Annotated in this window: 17 protein-coding genes and 1 tRNA gene; 5 read left to right on the top strand and 13 right to left on the bottom strand. The window is 51.8% G+C overall.

Annotated features, from left to right (window positions below; all coding sequences use genetic code 11):
• The first annotated feature begins 19 nt into the window (after nucleotides 1-19).
• Nucleotides 20-2,110 (top strand): DUF1176 domain-containing protein, encoded by a 2,091-nt coding sequence (locus IAE27_RS03755; RefSeq protein WP_004109261.1) that lies wholly within the window; start codon nucleotides 20-22, stop codon nucleotides 2,108-2,110.
• 115 nt (nucleotides 2,111-2,225) lie between these two features.
• A tRNA-Phe gene (locus IAE27_RS03750) sits at nucleotides 2,226-2,301 on the top strand.
• Nucleotides 2,302-2,496: 195 nt separating this feature from the next.
• Here the strand turns inward: IAE27_RS03750 and IAE27_RS03745 are convergent.
• From IAE27_RS03745 to IAE27_RS03735, 3 genes are all read right to left on the bottom strand, one after another.
• The gene (locus IAE27_RS03745; RefSeq protein WP_200091950.1) at nucleotides 2,497-3,528 is read right to left on the bottom strand and encodes a tyrosine-type recombinase/integrase; all 1,032 of its coding nucleotides are present in this window, start codon (nucleotides 3,526-3,528) and stop codon (nucleotides 2,497-2,499) included.
• Nucleotides 3,529-3,588: 60 nt separating this feature from the next.
• On the bottom strand, nucleotides 3,589-5,172 hold the full coding sequence (locus tag IAE27_RS03740) for a TraI domain-containing protein (protein ID WP_200091948.1): 1,584 nt from the start codon (nucleotides 5,170-5,172) through the stop codon (nucleotides 3,589-3,591).
• A 66-nt stretch (nucleotides 5,173-5,238) separates the two neighbouring features.
• Entirely contained in the window at nucleotides 5,239-6,801 is a 1,563-nt protein-coding gene (locus IAE27_RS03735) for a UvrD-helicase domain-containing protein (RefSeq protein ID WP_200091937.1), read from the bottom strand.
• 287 nt (nucleotides 6,802-7,088) lie between these two features.
• Between IAE27_RS03735 and IAE27_RS03730 the strand changes: the two genes are divergently transcribed.
• The gene (locus IAE27_RS03730; RefSeq protein ID WP_200091934.1) at nucleotides 7,089-8,201 is read left to right on the top strand and encodes a DUF3800 domain-containing protein; all 1,113 of its coding nucleotides are present in this window, start codon (nucleotides 7,089-7,091) and stop codon (nucleotides 8,199-8,201) included.
• A 119-nt stretch (nucleotides 8,202-8,320) separates the two neighbouring features.
• On the opposite strand, the gene IAE27_RS03725 is transcribed toward IAE27_RS03730, so the two are convergent.
• The 10 genes from IAE27_RS03725 to IAE27_RS03680 form a co-directional block, all read right to left on the bottom strand.
• Nucleotides 8,321-9,061: an SDR family oxidoreductase gene (locus tag IAE27_RS03725; protein WP_200091932.1), complete on the bottom strand. Its 741-nt coding sequence runs from the start codon at nucleotides 9,059-9,061 to the stop codon at nucleotides 8,321-8,323.
• Nucleotides 9,062-9,500: 439 nt separating this feature from the next.
• On the bottom strand, nucleotides 9,501-10,184 hold the full coding sequence (locus tag IAE27_RS03720) for an N-6 DNA methylase (RefSeq protein ID WP_200091930.1): 684 nt from the start codon (nucleotides 10,182-10,184) through the stop codon (nucleotides 9,501-9,503).
• A gap of 106 nt (nucleotides 10,185-10,290) precedes the next feature.
• Nucleotides 10,291-11,223, bottom strand: a complete 933-nt coding sequence (locus IAE27_RS03715) for a DUF1281 domain-containing protein (protein WP_200091918.1) — start codon at nucleotides 11,221-11,223, stop codon at nucleotides 10,291-10,293.
• 105 nt (nucleotides 11,224-11,328) lie between these two features.
• Nucleotides 11,329-12,315, bottom strand: coding sequence for an ArdC family protein (locus IAE27_RS03710; protein WP_200091915.1), 987 nt, complete (start codon nucleotides 12,313-12,315; stop codon nucleotides 11,329-11,331).
• Nucleotides 12,316-12,396: 81 nt separating this feature from the next.
• Nucleotides 12,397-12,744: a hypothetical protein gene (locus tag IAE27_RS03705; protein WP_200091912.1), complete on the bottom strand. Its 348-nt coding sequence runs from the start codon at nucleotides 12,742-12,744 to the stop codon at nucleotides 12,397-12,399.
• 67 nt (nucleotides 12,745-12,811) lie between these two features.
• Entirely contained in the window at nucleotides 12,812-13,414 is a 603-nt protein-coding gene (locus IAE27_RS03700) for a DUF3085 domain-containing protein (protein ID WP_200091910.1), read from the bottom strand.
• A gap of 75 nt (nucleotides 13,415-13,489) precedes the next feature.
• Entirely contained in the window at nucleotides 13,490-14,137 is a 648-nt protein-coding gene (locus IAE27_RS03695) for a hypothetical protein (RefSeq protein WP_200091907.1), read from the bottom strand.
• 84 nt (nucleotides 14,138-14,221) lie between these two features.
• Nucleotides 14,222-14,587 carry a hypothetical protein gene (locus IAE27_RS03690; RefSeq protein ID WP_200091904.1) on the bottom strand — a complete coding sequence of 122 codons (366 nt, stop codon included), beginning with the start codon at nucleotides 14,585-14,587 and terminating at the stop codon, nucleotides 14,222-14,224.
• A 96-nt stretch (nucleotides 14,588-14,683) separates the two neighbouring features.
• On the bottom strand, nucleotides 14,684-15,058 hold the full coding sequence (locus IAE27_RS03685) for a hypothetical protein (protein WP_200091901.1): 375 nt from the start codon (nucleotides 15,056-15,058) through the stop codon (nucleotides 14,684-14,686).
• On the bottom strand, nucleotides 15,051-15,419 hold the full coding sequence (locus IAE27_RS03680) for a hypothetical protein (protein WP_200091898.1): 369 nt from the start codon (nucleotides 15,417-15,419) through the stop codon (nucleotides 15,051-15,053). The genes IAE27_RS03685 and IAE27_RS03680 overlap by 8 nt, the downstream gene beginning before the upstream one ends.
• A gap of 434 nt (nucleotides 15,420-15,853) precedes the next feature.
• On the opposite strand from IAE27_RS03680, the gene IAE27_RS03675 reads away from it, so the two are divergent.
• Together IAE27_RS03675 and IAE27_RS03670 are read left to right on the top strand one after the other, a co-directional pair.
• Entirely contained in the window at nucleotides 15,854-16,522 is a 669-nt protein-coding gene (locus tag IAE27_RS03675) for a recombinase family protein (RefSeq protein WP_103061399.1), read from the top strand.
• Complete coding sequence (locus IAE27_RS03670) at nucleotides 16,500-16,904, top strand: hypothetical protein (RefSeq protein WP_133158626.1); 405 nt, start codon at nucleotides 16,500-16,502, stop codon at nucleotides 16,902-16,904. Before IAE27_RS03675 ends, IAE27_RS03670 begins: the two co-directional genes overlap by 23 nt.
• Nucleotides 16,905-16,927 lie beyond the last annotated feature (23 nt).

Raw genomic sequence — 16,927 nt, 5'->3', positions numbered from 1 at the left:
TATGCTGACAGGGTTTGATATGCGCTCTCTTCTTTGGGCTGCCATTATGGGGCTGTGTTCGACACCGCTTCTGGCAGCCTCTCCGCAAGGTTTCTCTTTCGCGCATAAAGACTGGGAGCTCGCCTGCGACAACACCGGCACCTGCCGGGCCGCAGGCTATGGCGTCACCATGGGCGAAGTCAGCGTTCTGCTGACCCGCAATGCGGGCGCGGCGCAGCACGTCGTCGCCGTTGCGACCTTCGCGCAAACCGAACGCGATATTCCGCCCGACGCCACGGTCACTCTGTTCATCGACGATCGCGACAACGGCGCCCTCGAAGCCGTCGACGAGAGCCATTTTCGCTTTGATGATAGCCAGACGTCGGCCCTGATTCAGGCCCTGGAGCATAACGGCAAAATTGAGCTGGCGATTAACGGCGAGCGCAAGGTGCTGTCCAGCGCAGGCAGCAGCGCCGCATTTCTGAAAATGGATGAGTTCCAGCAGCGCCTGGGCACCGCCGATGCGCTGATGCGTCAAGGAGATGCCGGCGATGACAACGTTTTGCCGGCGGCGCCCGCGCCGGAAATCATCGCCGCGCCGGTCATTAACAATGCCGCTGCCGCGACGCTGACGGCAAAACAGCGGCAGAAGCTTCTTCCGCAGCTAACCCCCGTGCTTAACAGCCATTGCGACGACTGGCAAAACGCCGACATCCCGGCCTCCGAGCGTCAGCTCACCGCCACCCCGCTGGATAAAAACCACACCTTGATTCAGGCCCTTTGCTGGCGCGCGGCCTACAACGACGGCTACGCCATATGGGTGGTCGACAAAGCATTTATGACTCAGCCTCAGCTGATCGCTACCGACGCCTCCAGCTATGGCGATGGCGTGCTTACCTTTTTCAACAAGGGCCGCGGTATTGCCGACTGCATCAGCGGAGAAGAGCGCGTGTGGGACGGCCGGACCTTTGTTCAGAGCCTGAAATACACCACCGGCGACTGCCGGGAAATCGCCCCCGGCGGCGCATGGATGCTGCCCACTTTCGTCAGTCAGGTTATCCCCAGGCAGCAAAAAGAAGCCGATAATAATGCGCTGAAAGCGCTGTATAACGCCGTGTTAAAAGAGCAGAAGGTCAACCCTGAACTGGATCTGAATAAGATCGCCGAACAGTTTCCCCTCGGCGGCAAGGTCAGCCATTTTACGCTGACCTACGCGGACGACTCTCTGGTCTCGACGAGCAAACCTTCCGCCGATATCAGCGATGATGAGTGGCAGGCGTTTCTCCAGTCTGATATCAGCGCCGACTCCGAAAACGGCAAAGTCAGCTTCACCCTGGTGGATCTCGACGGTGACGGCAGACGCGATTTAATTATCGATAGCTACGTCGGCGGCACTGGACTCTTTAGCTATACCGGAGTCTTAAAACGCAACGACGACGCTTTCGAAACGGTCAACAGCGACGATAGCGGCAACGGCGATGATTTTGACGCAGGGGTTCCCGGCGCGCTTTTTTCCCTTAACGGCCGCGGCGCCAACCAGTGGAGCCAGTGGGTACGCATTAATGGCCAGGTTTATGCCCTCTGGTACAACGGTCAGTTTGGCGAAGATAATCTCTATTTATTGCGCCCGTTTGCCCCCTCGGGCAGTAGCGCGCCCGCGGTGACGATCCGCTATCGCTACACTCTCAATGACATCCGCTCGCCGGAAAAAGGCCAGCCGCTGACGCCCGCGTTAAGCGACGGGGAAAAAACGGATCTGCTGAAGTCGCTGGAGGTGATGCAGAGCAGCCTGCTTAAGGATAAGCCGCAGAGCGACGGCGAAGCGCCAATCTGCCCTATTCCTCCGGGCACGTCGGCCGACGATGCGGAAAGTTACTATAGCGGCGTGGCGTCTAACTATATTTATGAAACCGTCGCCTATATTCCGGTCTGGCTGAATGATAAATGTTTTATCGGCACCATCTTTAGCCACCACGGCGCATATCGTCACGGCGTCGACGCGGAAATTACCATCAGCTCGCCGCGCGATGACGAAGACGTCGTCGGAGACTACGCGATCTCCGGACTTCGCCGCGCGATCTCAGTGACCAGCGGCTGGAAGAACCGCGAAGGCGATAACGGCATGATGTAATTTCCCGCAGAATAGCGCGCTCAGACGCAGAATTGCCGCAAAGTTAAGCAACCGGTAGATAAATCGAGAAATTTGATTGACGGAGCGTACGGATTACGGTTTAATGCGCCCCGTTGCCCGGATAGCTCAGTCGGTAGAGCAGGGGATTGAAAATCCCCGTGTCCTTGGTTCGATTCCGAGTCCGGGCACCACTAATTTTGCATCAAAGCACGCTGGTTAAGAGATGAGAACCTTAACGGGCGGTTAATACAGGGGCCGGTCATTACGGAATGTCCTCCGGTGTAGGCGTATCTGCACTGGTTAACGTTTCTGAATCAGTCCCTCAAGTGAGGGAGCCTGTGTCAGCAGGCTCCCTTCTCTCGATCACTGGCAATAATCCCAGTCAATCAGTTTTGTGTCAATAGTTGTAATTCCCTTTCTACACAGAGATCTGTGTGCAGCGACAATTCTTCTTCCAGTGTTTTTCCCACAATGTCCATCTTGAGTTCCACATATTCCATTGTTGTGCTTACGCTACGATGCCCCAGTAAATCTTTGACCAACTGAAGATTCCTTTCCGGTGCTTTCATCAGTTCTGTAGCAAGGGTATGTCTGAAACGGTGCGGCGAAACGGCAAAACCACATTCTTTTGACAGACGGCGAAAAAAGGAGCGGATCTTTTGATGCATCACTGTCACATCATTCCTGTCAAATTTTGCCTTTTTCCCGGCAATGTAAAAACTGACATCGAAGAGGTTATCTTTTGGCCCGGCTCCAGCCTCCGTTGCCCGTGTAAGAAGAAGCTGTAGCCGCAAACGCAGTTGCTTAACAACGGGAACGCGCCATTCCCTGTGCGTTTTACTCCCCTCAAGGCGCAAATCTATAAAGCCTTCTGTAAGATTTACGTCCCTGAGCTGAATATGCAGCAGTTGATTTTGCCTCATTCCCGTATATCTGAGCGTATCCAGGACGGTTATCCAGAACCATGCCGGGTAAAGCGCACTCCGCCCGCCACGTGCGAAAATTTTCCGGTTGGATTCAATTTCAACCTGCTGCATTATCAGATAAAGGCGGGTTAGCTGAGAGCGGTTTAAAGTCCGCTTTTTCTTTCTGTCCCGCTGTACAGTGCAGTTGTTAAAAGGGTTTTTGCCCGCAGGCAATAAACCACTTTCCATAGCATAGTTATAGAGGGCCCTGAGATGTGCAATTTTATTGTTCCAGGTCTGCGCCGATTGTTGTTTTTCTCTGAGTACATGTCGCCGCCATCTTAGTACTTCATGATGAGTAACCATTGATGGGGTTATGTCTGCCCCCGTAAATTTCAGGAACCCCTTTACAACCTTTGCGTAGCTCCATTCTGTTGCAGCGCGCAGGTTCCGGGCGAAGAAGTACTCCTCAAGCAATTCTTCCCATGTCGTATAATGGTTTTTGTCAGACATACAGCATTTCCTTTTTCTAAATCAAGCTGCCCTTATGGGCCCTCATGGACTGCCCCTCCTTCACAGGAAAGACAGAAGCCCGCTGTCTTCAGGGGAAGACGCCCCTCTGAAAAGGTGTGTAGTCTTGACAAGATATCCACTTACAGGTTTGAACGTGCCTTCTTTGCCAGGCGAGTGGTACAGTTTTGCCTTAATAAAACGCTCTCCCCGTCGCAACCTGTGAATATGCAACTTCTCAAATTCCATTTGTATGGAATCCCTGCTCAGCTCTGCTCCGCTTTCTCTAATGTAAAGATAAAATATGTCCGGAACCCTGAGAAAGATGAACCCAGCAACTGCATGCGCCCTCGAATCAGGCTGATTAATATCAATTCGATTGCTCTTAAGCCCTTCAGAAAGCCACCTGAGAAATTCAGTGCCAGTCTGTTTTTTTATCACTGTTTTTTGTGCGTCAATGTTACTGCTGTGTAAAGGGATGTTATCCTCTACACCGTGTTCAGGGAAAGAGGCTTCTGCTACTGTCTGATTTATCTCAGGCTTATCAGCTTCGGGAAGTAATTCTTTAAGGGGTGAACATTCTGGTTCATTTTCTGCTCTGGCAATGGTTGAAGGCTCTTCAATGGCACTAAAAAGACTTAGCAGCATCTCTGTATCAGCCTCGTCTGTTTCGTTTGGATCGCATTCCGTAATCCCGCCTGCCTTTTCATTGCTGACTAGATTGCTGTCATCAGCCATCGGCACCGGTGCCATAGAAGACTGGAGTTGAATTCCCTGCAAATCTGCAGCTTCTGGCGATGTAGTTTTCAGTGTTGTTTCTATTGACGGTTGTAATTCAGTCTCTTGATCAGACGGCGTTTGCGGAACTGAAAGGGCCGGCTCTATGAGGGTGTTAATTTTCTCATTTGACCCTGATGTCCCCAGCGAAGGCGATTCTACCTTTTCAGCAGCCTGCTTCATTAAGTTTCTGATAAGTGGCATCGCCGGATGCTGGTTCCATAAGGCCCCGGCAAGATTGCCCAGAGCTTCGGGATATTCTGCCAGCCAGCCTGTCGCCTCTGCCGGCATAAGTTGTCCGGCTGCCAGCGCTGCAAAAGCTGAGGAGTTGTCAGTTTCCCGGAAGCGAAATCGATAAGGCGAGTCCGGAACGGTTATTCCCGGAAGCCAGCGTTTACCATCAAGCAGCTCACCCTCCAGAGACGCCAGGAGCGGCAAATGCCAGAACAGTGCAGACCAGAAAATGACCGCATTCCACATCACGTTTTGCTCTGCCTGCTCTTCTGGCGCAGCGCCGGGTGGAAACATGTATCCTTTGGCCAGTCTGACCGCACAGGTTGTGAACTGCAGCGTAAGGTCCCCGAAGCCGTCTGACTGCGACCACCTTCCCTGCGATGTTGCCGGCACATTCTGTACCCTTGCCAGTAAGCCATGCAGTGGCGTTATATAAAACCGGTGATAAACATCCGCCGGAAGTGAGCTGTTTTCCCATATTTGTTGCAGGCAGGTTTTTCTCAACGGACTACTGCACAGCGTATCGACCGTACGCGGAGTGTGGTAGCCGGCAGGTGTGACAGCGGATACATGATGTGCTGGTTCCGGTTCACCTTTTGAAAACAGAAACCTCAGGGTCCTGATTCTGTCGCGCATGATTTTCTCCTGGTATAGGGCTGCCCAGTGTTGTGACACTCCCCGCGCTTCACCATAAAAAACCAGTTACTCACTCTCAGAAGTTTTTCCCGTTTCTTCGTGCCTGTCAGCGCCCTCTCCCGCAGTAAAAAAAACATTGGGCCCGGGGTCCGGCCGCTCGTCATCCCTATCTCCACTTCCGTACGGTACGGTTTCGTGCGTCGTCTCGCAGTTTTTCCCGCCTTCATCGCTCAGCCAGCGCATCAGCTCGTTAAGTACAAGTGTTCTTCTGGCCCGGGTGACAGCCACGTACAGCAGGTTAGTCTCATCCTGCCGCTCATCCTGCGAAAGAAGCGGATCGGTAATGTCAGTAAAATCCTCACTCAGCATTACCACCGGCCATTCCAGCCCTTTGCTGCGGTGTGCGGTTGAAACCGTGACCTGAGCGTCTTTCTCATGGGTTACCACCTGACGGCGCATGATGGCCAGCTTTTGCGGAAGGGGGAAAAAATCATCGAGCAAACGTATAGCCTGGTTCATCTCCACGTCCTGGGTGGCCTTTGCTATCGAGCAGTATTCATCGAAATCCCGGTAGTCCCGGCTGAGGCGCGGGGACTGCATATTTTCAGGCATATCGGCCGAGAACCAGTACAGGTCTTCCAGCTCCTCCGTTTTGTAGCCTTCAATCCCTCCGACCCAGAAGACTTTTTTCTCCATGAGACTTGCCGTCAGGGCGCTGCCAATCACGCCGGACACCGTCCGGCTCAGTACAGCTACGTGCTCAGCCTCATCCGGAATGCTACTGACGACGGCGTCCTGCCCCCCGTTACCCGTCACCCGCTTTTCTTCTCCGGCACGCTCCAGCAGGATATTGGCCATACGCGCGACCTCAGGGCCAAACCGAAAACTCGCCGTCAGCCATAACCGGTCCGCCTGCGCCAGCTGGCTGGCATTGAGCGCATTATCTGCCCCGCGAAACCGGTAAATCTGCTGGTAACGGTCGCCGACCAGAATGACCCGGCAGGGCTGGTTCAGTACAAACGCACTGGTCACCGGGTTGGCATCCTGCGCCTCATCAAAAAGGATGGTGTCCCAGCGTTTAGACAGGTCAGGCTGAGAAAGCTGGAACAGTTTGAGGTAGGTATCGTGCGTAACGGGGAAGGTAGAATCGGTCCGGCTCATTTCATACCACAGGATCTGAATCGCCCCCAGTATCTTACCTGCATCAAGACCGTGGCGATCATCCTCTGCCGGCAGATGTACCAGTCCGGGCTCGGGGTCGGCGCTGCAGAGGAACATGTTCAGCCCGCTGAGGGCCAGTCTAGCCAGCGGCCAGTGGCGGGTGTTAAGTTTTCTGGCCACATCCGTAATTCGCAGACTGGCTGTCAGCCGGTCACGGAAATGTTTCCCAAAGCGGGCCCATGCCAGCTGATGCGACGTTTTGCACTCTACATTATATGGAAACCTGCGTTCAGCCTCATCCCGAACGGCGCGGTTGTAGGCAAGGTAAAGCATCTTACTTTCCGGGTTGGCTTCAGCGTAATACACTAACGTGGAGGTTTTTCCTGTGCCGGCAAAAGCATTCACCACGAGATGACTGCCCTTCCACTCGATGATGGCGTTTTGCTCGGCTGTGGTTTTCCAGGTCATGGGGTTCTCCGGCAGGCGCTTATGAAAAAGCCAGACTGGCAGCGGGAAGCGTTAACTGCGATAAAAAACCAGATATCCTGCTTCAGAAATAAAAAACGCTCCCGTTCGGAGCGTATGGGGGAAATTATGCAGATTAAAAGCACCGTGAATCCAAACAACGGACATGCAGTCGCGGCAAGTTCCGCTACAGCGAATAGCTGACATTCATTATGTACATTTGTTAGGCTGATTTTATAAGATGATTGCTGAAATTGACTTTCTTTCGAGAATTGCATAAGGGGAATAAAATGGATGTCAATGAGTTTAGAGAAATTATCATCCAGCATTATGGTCTTCAAAATACTGATGAAGTCTATACGTTTTATTATGATGAAACGAATAATATCCGAAAGCTATATTTAAATGGTTCTGGCTTTAATGTTAAAAAGGCGGACAATTTCACCCTTGCAGGAATACTACACAAAGGGTTAGACATTGATAGTGATTATTCAACTCTATTTCAAATGCTTAATCTTCAAAAAAGCACCCATGAGCTAAAACTCAAGCATATTGCTAAGGGTGATTTTTTGGATATGCTTAAATCTGATAAGCTGTTAATTATTCTAAATTGGCTCATCGAAAAAAAATTCTACATCCATTATTTTAATCTTAATATCACATACTGGTCTGTTATTGACATTATTGATTCTATTATTGGTGAGTTGCATCATCCTTTTTATATCATGAATCACATGTCACTTAAGAGCGATTTTTATGAGCTTGCCTATAGCAATTCCGATGTTTTCCTAGATGCTCTACATGAATTTAACTACCCAGATATTCCAGAAGAAAAAGCTCATGCTTTTTGCCTATGGCTTATCGATTTTACATGCATGCACAGTTGTATGCTGTCGGATTTTCGAGCGAATGTACTCGAAAATTTGGTTAAAGAATCTCTGAAAATCGAAGATCTACCGTTCATATCGGGATTTCATGGTCGAGAACTGATCGATAGCTTTATGGTATTTTATTTAAGAAATTTGTATCTATTTAAAAATTCCATTCACATATTTGATGAAGAAAAAAGCATTCGGGAGTCAGTTAAAGATTTCCCGTTAACTGAAAATGGCATGCCAATACATAATCATGAATTCGTTAAGTCCCACAATTCAGTGGCTGTCCAACTATCTGATGTTATCGCAGGATTTTTTGGTAAGTATTTTTCTTACTTAAAAGATGTAAGCGACGAGCAATTAGTGCTTGATAAGGCAGGCTTAACTAGCAGTCAATTTAAGACGCTTTCTGCGTTAAAACGCATTATTGATGTTTCTGATGATGTTAGCAGAGGGTTTTTTAATACAGTCAGCAGCGAGGGGGAGAAACGAAGAAACAACCGGTTTTTACATGGTGTAAAATTGTAAGAGTTAAAGTCTGCTTTTGACACGAAGCGGCCAGTCCAGTGGGCTGACATGTCCGCTGTGAGCGAATAGCAGACTTTATTGAATCTATTCGATAGATTTCATAACCCCTTCTAGACACATCAGTAATGTACCAGCCCGCCGTCTACAGCATACTGGCTGCCAGTAACATAGGATGCGTCATCGGACAGGAGGAAGAGTGCAACCGCAGCGGCTTCTTCTGCTGTGCCTGCGCGACCTAAAGGAACCTGGCTTACCACGAAATATTCAAACTGCTGACGCGACTCCTCTGGCATAAAGTGCCTGAAATTAGTTTCAATTGGGCCTGGCACCAAAGTGTTGGCGCGAATGCCACGTTCGGCCAGAGCAGATGCCCAGCTTTTGACCATAGCGATAACGGCGCCTTTCGTCGCTGCATACAGGCTTGTCATAGCCGCACCTTCGTAAGTTGAAGAGGACGAAGTAACCAGAACGGATGCACCTGAATTAAGTGATTTTGATAGGGCGGCAAGCTGTAGCATCGGGCCGCGCACATTTGCGTTCATCATGCGATCAAAAGAATCCGCCGTTACAGATTCCGGAGAGCTGACCTCCGCGAAGCCGGCATTGAGCCATAATCCATCAAGTGAACCCCAATCAGTAATAGCTTCCTTTAGCGCATTGATGTCAGCTTCGCTGGCAGAATCACTTTTCAAAATAAGCGATGTTTTAGGCAGCAGAGTACGGGCGCGTTCCAGTCTTTCTTCACTCAGTCCTGTAATAGCTACATCACCACCTTCAGTGATAATGCGCTGCGCGCCTGCCAGCCCCATGCCACTTGTACCACCAGTGATCAGTATACGTTTACCCTGAAACCTGCCCATGCTTAGTCCTTTTGTTGGCTGAGGAATGAGCATTTACCTTACATAAACAAAACACTGTTCGTCATCTATTTCATTACGCAACTAAGGTAATTGCTGAATGAACTACTGTTTCTGGCACAAAGCTGACCTGTGATCCTGCGCGCTGGGCGAGTTTTGCTGTGAGAAGATGCGACACGATATATTCACCATTTATCATTAGACTGGGATATGACTTTCGGTTCAATTCTCAAATACATATTGTTACCGCATTTCTTTAACTGCTCCTCATTGAGTTCACTATCGCTAACGGAGGGGCTCATTCAGCGAGGACTTCAAAACTCTGTGCAGCTTGCTCACATGGAGATTCAGACAAAATAATAAACTCCGCACTTACTTCGAAAAAGAAACAGCTTTCATGCTTCACAAAAAAAACGCTCCCGTCGGGAGCGTATGGTATTAATTATGCAGCCTGAGTGTGCCGAGGATCCAGACGAACAGGCCAGCCGCCGAGATAATGCCCGGGCGTGTAGAGTATCCGGCGTCGCTCATTCGCCAGGGTGTTACCTACCACCACTTCCCCGGCAATCCCACACAGGGACAGCTGTATATAAGCCATTCCGGCCGCAAGCGGATCGATATCTGTCGCGGAGACCCACAGATACCGGTGCGGTGGCCACCCCGCCTTTTGCAGAACATCAGCAAATGCCAGCACCATGCAGCCGGCACCGCACGCAGGTTCACTCAGGGTGATGAAGGGTTTGTCACGGAACAACGCTTCCGTGTCGCCCAGCTGCATGGCCGCCATCATTCTGGCCACGTCCCAGGGCGTGAAAAACTGCCCCCTGTATTTGTCACCCAGCTCCAGCTGCATAAAGACGCGGCCAAGGAAGTCTCCCGGCGCGTCACCCAGCCCGTAAACAACGTGGGCCAGCAGCTGCGCCATGCGCGTGACGTCCTCCTTTTCGTATCCACCGACTATACGCAGATACTTTTGCTCCCGCACTTCACTGAAGTGAAGCCGGTTTTCCAGCGCGATGACGCTGCAGCTGATGAAGTCTTCAAACACTTTGAACCGGTGATGATACCGGGCCGTCTGACTGAACAATTTAACAAAGGCTTTTTCGTGGTTAATCATGTCAGGCATGCGTTTCTCCATAAAAAAAGGGACACGCACCCTGACCAGGGGACGTGTCCCCTGAGGGTAAAAAGCCACGGCATTGCCGTGGCCGGGTTAACGGAGGAGCAGGCTTTTAACCCCGTACCTCACGATAAGATGCAGCTTCCTGAGCCGGTGATGCAGGCTCATCGCTGACGAGATAAAGTACCTGGCCGGGCCGGGATGCTCCGTATGCACCTTTGTGTCCGTCGACATGTTCGCCGCCATCATAGCAGTCGTAACCGCTGAGACCGCTCACGGACTCGCTGTAGCTGTGACGCACCTCGCAGTCAAATACCGCTGATATTTCCCCGACAACCTCACCTGATGGCGGGAGCCAGGGCGTATCCATCTGCAGCGTAAGACTGTTTGGTGTATGCCGCTGCCAGTTGACATTGTGCCCGGCCGGCCACTCCATGCCGTACTGCCGGCAGTAGAGGCTGGTTGTGGTCGACACGCCTGACATCAGTCCACCGGCTCCGTTCAGCTCTGCAGCCAGCCGTGAGGGTATGACGGCCAGCATGTCGCAGGGCTGGGAACGTTCAGGATACTGACTGAGGCGTTCCCAGGCAGTTGCGGCATCAGACTCATCGCCGGCGCTGACCAGACCAAACCAGTCGGTATACTGCCTGGCAATCAGCTCCGCCATAATCTCACGTGCCGGGACGGGTATATTTTCCCACTTCAGCGCGCCCAGACCTGACTGGTGATAAAGCCGGTCAATGGCCCGGATGGTTTCCGTATCGAGGACAGCATCCTTCAGCAGGAGCGCCAGCCAGCTTTCAAACGCCTGATTGGCCGCAGTGGAAAGCCCTGTTCCTGCACGGACCAGCCCCTGACAGGGCGGATACGACGTTGTGCGCACCGGCTTGAGTATCCCCGAAGCGCCGGCCAGAAACAGCTGTATGCTCTGCTGCACGGCCTGGCGGTGACGCGGGACGTCAGTGCCGTTTATCCACTGCAGCATGACATCGATGCAAACGGACTTACCGGTGATTTCCAGGCGGTTATGACACCATTCGGACATAGTTGATACTCCTCTTTTGATAAAAAAAGAGGACACAGCCCCGTGAGGAGCGGTGTCCTCACGGGACGGTGACAGTTACGGAATAACCGCCACCGGATAAGTTAATTACGCCGCCACAGCCTGACGTTCAGGCAGTGCCAGCAGATATTCCGACGCTTCCCGGGCATGCCGGCAGGCGCGGAACAGGGCCTTTTTGTCAGATTTCAGCACCTTCAGCCAGTGGTCCACATAGCTGTCATGCTGAACCTCACCGGACACGCCGAGCTGAGCACACAAAAACGCACTGCCCATTTCGGCGATGAGCTCCTCCAGGGCATACACCGGGTCCCCGAATTGCCGGGATGAGGAGGTTATCCCCTCCCGGTTAAGTCGCTTCGCATGACCGGTACTGTGTACCAGCTCATGCAGCAGCGTGGACCACCAGTCCGCCTCCGTAAAAAACTGCCCGGCCATCGGCATCACAATTTCATCCGTCAGCGGGCGGTAATAAGCCCGGTTCTGAGGCAGCATCCGGTGTTTAACCCCTGTGGCGTTAAACATCCGGATCACCCTGTTCATCACGTCCGGACTGAGTATACCGTCCTCATCCACCGTCGGCGGTTGCTCAGGTGAAGCGGCAATCTCTGCCGGCAACCCCTCACACTGCTCGGCGTTGAACAGCTGCAGGGGTTTAAGCATCGGCACGGTTTCCGTCAGCGGTTTGCCGTCATTGTCATAAAGGCGGTTGCCTTCGCGATCCTCCGCCTGCTTCGTCCAGTCCTTATAAACCACCGCCAGGGTGGCTTTCTCACCCTTACGCACCTGCCCGCCAGCCTGCTGCGCCTGCCGGTAAGTCATCCAGCGGTTATTGCAAAAACCCTGCTCTTCCGCTGACATCCAGAGAAGCAGGACATTCACGCCGCTGTAGTGACGTCCGGTGGTGGCATTCAGGGGCAAACCGGCCAGACCGCTGCCGGCAGCCGCGCGCCACGGCTTACGCCAGGGCACGACGCCGTTTTCCAGCGCGACAACAATACGGTCGGTGATCTGACGATAAAGGTCAGTCTGTTTTGCCGGGCGGCGGGCCGCCTTGTGTGAAGTCGTTTTTTTCATGAGATATACCTTTAATCAGAGGCATACCCCTGCGCCGGCGGGCGCAGAGATACGCCCGTCGACGGGAAATTCAGAAGTCAGTTACCATGCGGCATAAAACCACAGGTATTCATGTTCAAAGTCAAAATCACTGAGCAGGCTTTCCAGCCTGTCACGCAGGGTGAAAACGTACTGTAGCCGGCGCTGAAGAAGCGGATTATCCTCATTACCCTCTGTAAATATCGCAATCGCACAGTCCAGCCTCTCTTTCAGTTGCTGAATATGCTCGCGTGACAGTTCCAGACAGGTCGAGTTTTCCACCTCACCGACGTGCTTATCCACCCATGTAACCAGTGAAAAATCGCGGCTCAGTTCACACACCGGATGATACGGTGCCGGTATTGCAACGATCTGCCTGTGCTGGCTGTAGAGAAAAATATCCAGTCCCATATGGGCCTCCTTCGGTTCAGAAAGAGGCAGGAACCTTTCCGGCAGGAAAAGTCCCTGCCGGGGTGAGTTAACGTCCGGTTATTCGCAGCGCCCCCTGCGGGGTCACCTGCGATAACCTGGCCTGCAGCCTGCCACAGGCGTTCAGAAAGGTTTGATGATCTTCAGGCTTCGCCCGCTTACAGCTGATGAAGGCCGCCTGCGTCAGCAGACGCACGGCGTTTTCACGCCAGCGGCAGAGTTCATCAGGCGCGACACAGGCACTGAAGTGACAGACCGCACTCGCCAAAAGCTGATCGGCCTTCTGGCGATACTGCGCCACTTTCACCCGGTCAGTCGCTGCGGTGAGCAGCTGTATCTGTGTGTCGGTTATCAGGATCCTCAGGTCCGTCCTGCCGGACAGTACAGAGGTGGCTACCGCGTCGCTTATTGACAGTGATTCAATGAAATCATCGCCGCCGGCAAGCAGGCGTGCCGTTTCGTACCAGTCCTCATTTTTCTGAGGGTGACACCCTGCGGCATACGCAATACGCGGCACCGGATCGTTGCCCTGCCAGGCTCCGGTGGCCGGCATAAGATAAACACCCTCATCCTTTGCCAGGTGAAGCTGCCCCCCCTGCATGCGGGCGGTCAGCAGGACGTTCGTCAGGTCTTTATTGTCGAAAAAAAGCATGGGGCTCTCCTGTAAAAACGGGAGAGCCGCCCCGTCCGGAGTCATCTCTCCCGACGGGGTTAAAGTCAGTACTGTTTACAGCGCGTCAGTTTTTTCCGCGACCCGCTTCAGTTCATACAGCTGAAATTCAGCCTCCGTAAACGCATTCCAGTCGTCGTTGCTCAGTACCCGCTCACCACCGGAGAGCAGTTGCAGCAGCAGGGAGTCAAATGCGCCTCCACGCACCGGCGTTTTCAGTACTGGCTGAGGCGTGGTCAGCGTCGGCTGCTCAGGCAGTCCGAGATGTTTTTCAATCCAGCGTAACGGTAACGCCCAGCTGCGGCCTTCGTCAGAAGAATGTATCCGGAAGCTGCCCGGACACAGGTTATGCAGCAGGACCATCACTATACGCGCGAAAAAATCACAGGACTGATGCTGAAAATCCAGCTCCTGAATACTCAGCGTGTTGAGGTTGCGCTCCCGTTCAATGGTCATGTTAACCGGCCAGAAACAGCCACCCGTATCGCCACAGAACGCCATGACATCTGCAACCGGAAACAAATCAGCCGCGCGATTAAGCGACGGCAGATACGTATTTCCGGGACGCAGGCGCACCGGCAGTTGCCAGAAAGTTTCTGTGACGGCCAGAACGAAAGCATGCCAGTGTCGCAACGGAACCGTGCTGACGTGCTCGATGGTGTAGACAACCGGCATGAAGGCCGGCGAAGAAGGCAGGTTTCTCATTGATAAATCCTCCGCGAATACAAAAAGGGGGATTTATCCCCCGGACGGGAGTAAATCCCCGTCAGGGTGTGTTCTGTCTGCTGGTTACATCCGTTCGTGAGCAGCTATAGCCCGATCACACCGGGCATCCTGGATAACTTCATCCACGGCCTTCTCCCAGAAGGGCCGGTTAATTTCTTTTCCCAGCTCGTCCAGCGTGAAGAGCAGATTTTTAGACGTATCAGGCAAAGGCGGAATATCGCCTTCCCCGAGTAAAAAGACAAACCAGCCATAAGCTGTGCCGGTGCCAATGATGGAATCTTCCAGAAACGTCAGTTCATTCGGTTCATCCCGGTCCGTATGAAGATCGAGACGCTGGAATGCCCTGATGCTCAGAATTTCACTCTCAAGCAGGCAAAGCCAGCTGAGCGTGTCCAGTGGAGTTTTAAGCGTATAAACGTCTGTGTGCATGGGTATATCCTCAGGTAAATAACGGGATATCCCCTCCGACGGAGAGATATACCCGTCAGGGTCCACAACATTTTCTGACCGGCGTTCATCAACCAATCAGTTCAGTGCATATGAATCAGATTGCTCCTGATACACATATTCAGGATTAAAGCGCAGGCTTTTCAACGCAGCTACCAACAGTGGATCTACGGAATTTATGCCCGCAACGGCCACGCCATCCAGTATGTCGCCAGCCTCCACCCGGGGAGAATATCCGTAATACTGACACCATACACAGAGTTCGGGGTCAGCCGGATCACAATCACCGAGCGGTGCGACAAAAACCTGTTCGCCACAGGAGACGTTATCTCTGAGGATTTCGCCCCGGATGAAAACGCCACTTAAGGGGCCATACTGAGCGGGACATACATCCCGTCTCGCCTCAGACATTGACAGAATACGGAAAGTGACATCGTGCAGTGCTTCAGTCATGAGAATGCCCTCCGGAAAGAAAACGGTAGCGCAGGTGTGCCAGATGCTGTGCCTGACGGCAGGCATGGTGGTATGCGTTTCGACGACCTGTTATTCCCTCAGGAAAGGAAACCGGCAGGCGGTGAAAAACATACTCAGCGCGGTGGCAACCTGTACGAACGGTAAGAAAGACATTAATGCCCTGGTCTCTGACAGAGGTGATATGCGCACGGACGGCATAATTGCCCGAACCGTTGACATACCAGCTGCTGTTGCGATGCAGATAAATGAAAGATTTCAGTCTCCGGACCGCTGCGTCAGCAGACTGCTGAAGCTGAGTTAGGAGATGTTCAGGGAAAACCGCAGAAGAGATGACAGACATTGTGTTTCTCCATAAAAAAAGGAAACACCTGCCCGACCGGGAAGTGTTTCCCGTCGGGGAGTCAGAAAAAATAACATTCTGACTGTCTGGTTAGTACAGAAGGAACCTTTATCGTCGCGTCATAGTGCGCTTAAATTGACGATATCTGCTCTCAAAGGTGTGCAGATTTACCAAAGTTTGCTCCCTTTCAGGTTGCAGGAGCTTTTGTTGTAGCCACCCGAAGGCGATTCTCACAGGCTACTGAATCATTGGTGGTTGCAAAAGCAACGTTTAAGCCTTTTCATTTTCAGAGCAAATGGAGTTTATGTCAACTGTGGTATCAAATGGGTGTACCCAAATGTCATAGCCTAAAAGCACCCATTTTTTCCTTTAAGTCATCATATAAAAGTCATGGTATAATAAGTCATAACCTAAAAGTCACGCTTGAGTGAAAAATGTACATTTTTGCTTATCTCCGAGCTTCGACGCGAGAGCAGGACGCTAAACGAGCTAAAAACCGTCTTCAGCAGTTCGTTACAGAGCGTGGGCACCGTATTGCCAGCTGGTACATTGAAAATGTCTCAGGTGCTTCCCTTCAGCGTCCGGAGCTGATGCGACTGCTTGAAAATGCGGCCCCGGGTGACGCGATATTGATTGAACAGGTCGATCGCTTATCTCGCCTTGATGACGATGGTTGGAAATTGCTTAAGGAGCTCATAAGCAGTAAAAGCATATCGATTATCAGCCTGGACTTGCCAACAAGTTACGTTGCGCTCGAAAATCATCGTGGAGACGAATTTACGGCAGCTATGTTGCGGGCTATAAACTCCATGATGCTAGATATGCTCGCAGCCATTGCACGGAAGGATTATCAGGATCGACGTCGCCGTCAGAGTGAAGGCATAGTAAAGGCAGTTGAGGGTGGAAAATTCAAAGGTCGTCAGCCGAACATATTGATGCATAAAAATGTTATTAAACTTCGGCTGCATAATGGTATGAGCATTCGGGAGACTGCTTCAATCTGCGGAATTTCAGAACGTCAGGTTATTAGGATTACGCAGCGCCATCTCAGTAACAGTGATCCTGAAGGGAAGGGGGTAGATGATGAAGCAAACAGCATTTGAACGCGGGGTCCATGCAGCTGGCTTATTTAAGCGATTTTCAAAAACAGTCAGGCTATCAAATGACTCCTGTCTAAACTGGGTTCATAAAAAAGAACTACCAGAGATTTTAGGGCGTCTGCCTGTTCCAATAGCCATTTTCTGTTTGTTAATAACGGCTCTTCTTTGCGGCTTGCTGATAGGCAGCATAATCGTCTTAGCAGCTATATTCATCTATATGCTTTGCAACATAACTATTAGCGAGGAAGATGACTACAGCGATGATCATGCCCCTTCTTATGGGACTGAGTGGCGCAACGGTAGTGAGGGGACTGGAATTTATACAGGGCCAGAACATGGCCCTGGCCCATCTTATCGTGTAGATATCGAGGATGAAGAAGATTAGAGATTTAACGCCTCTAATCTTCA

The sequence above is a fragment of the Klebsiella sp. S69 genome, from assembly GCF_016516145.1.
In the GTDB taxonomy this organism is placed as follows: Bacteria; Pseudomonadota; Gammaproteobacteria; order Enterobacterales; family Enterobacteriaceae; genus Klebsiella; species Klebsiella oxytoca.
Note: the sequence above shows the minus strand (reverse complement) of the source record. Positions and strands in the feature narration are given on the sequence as shown.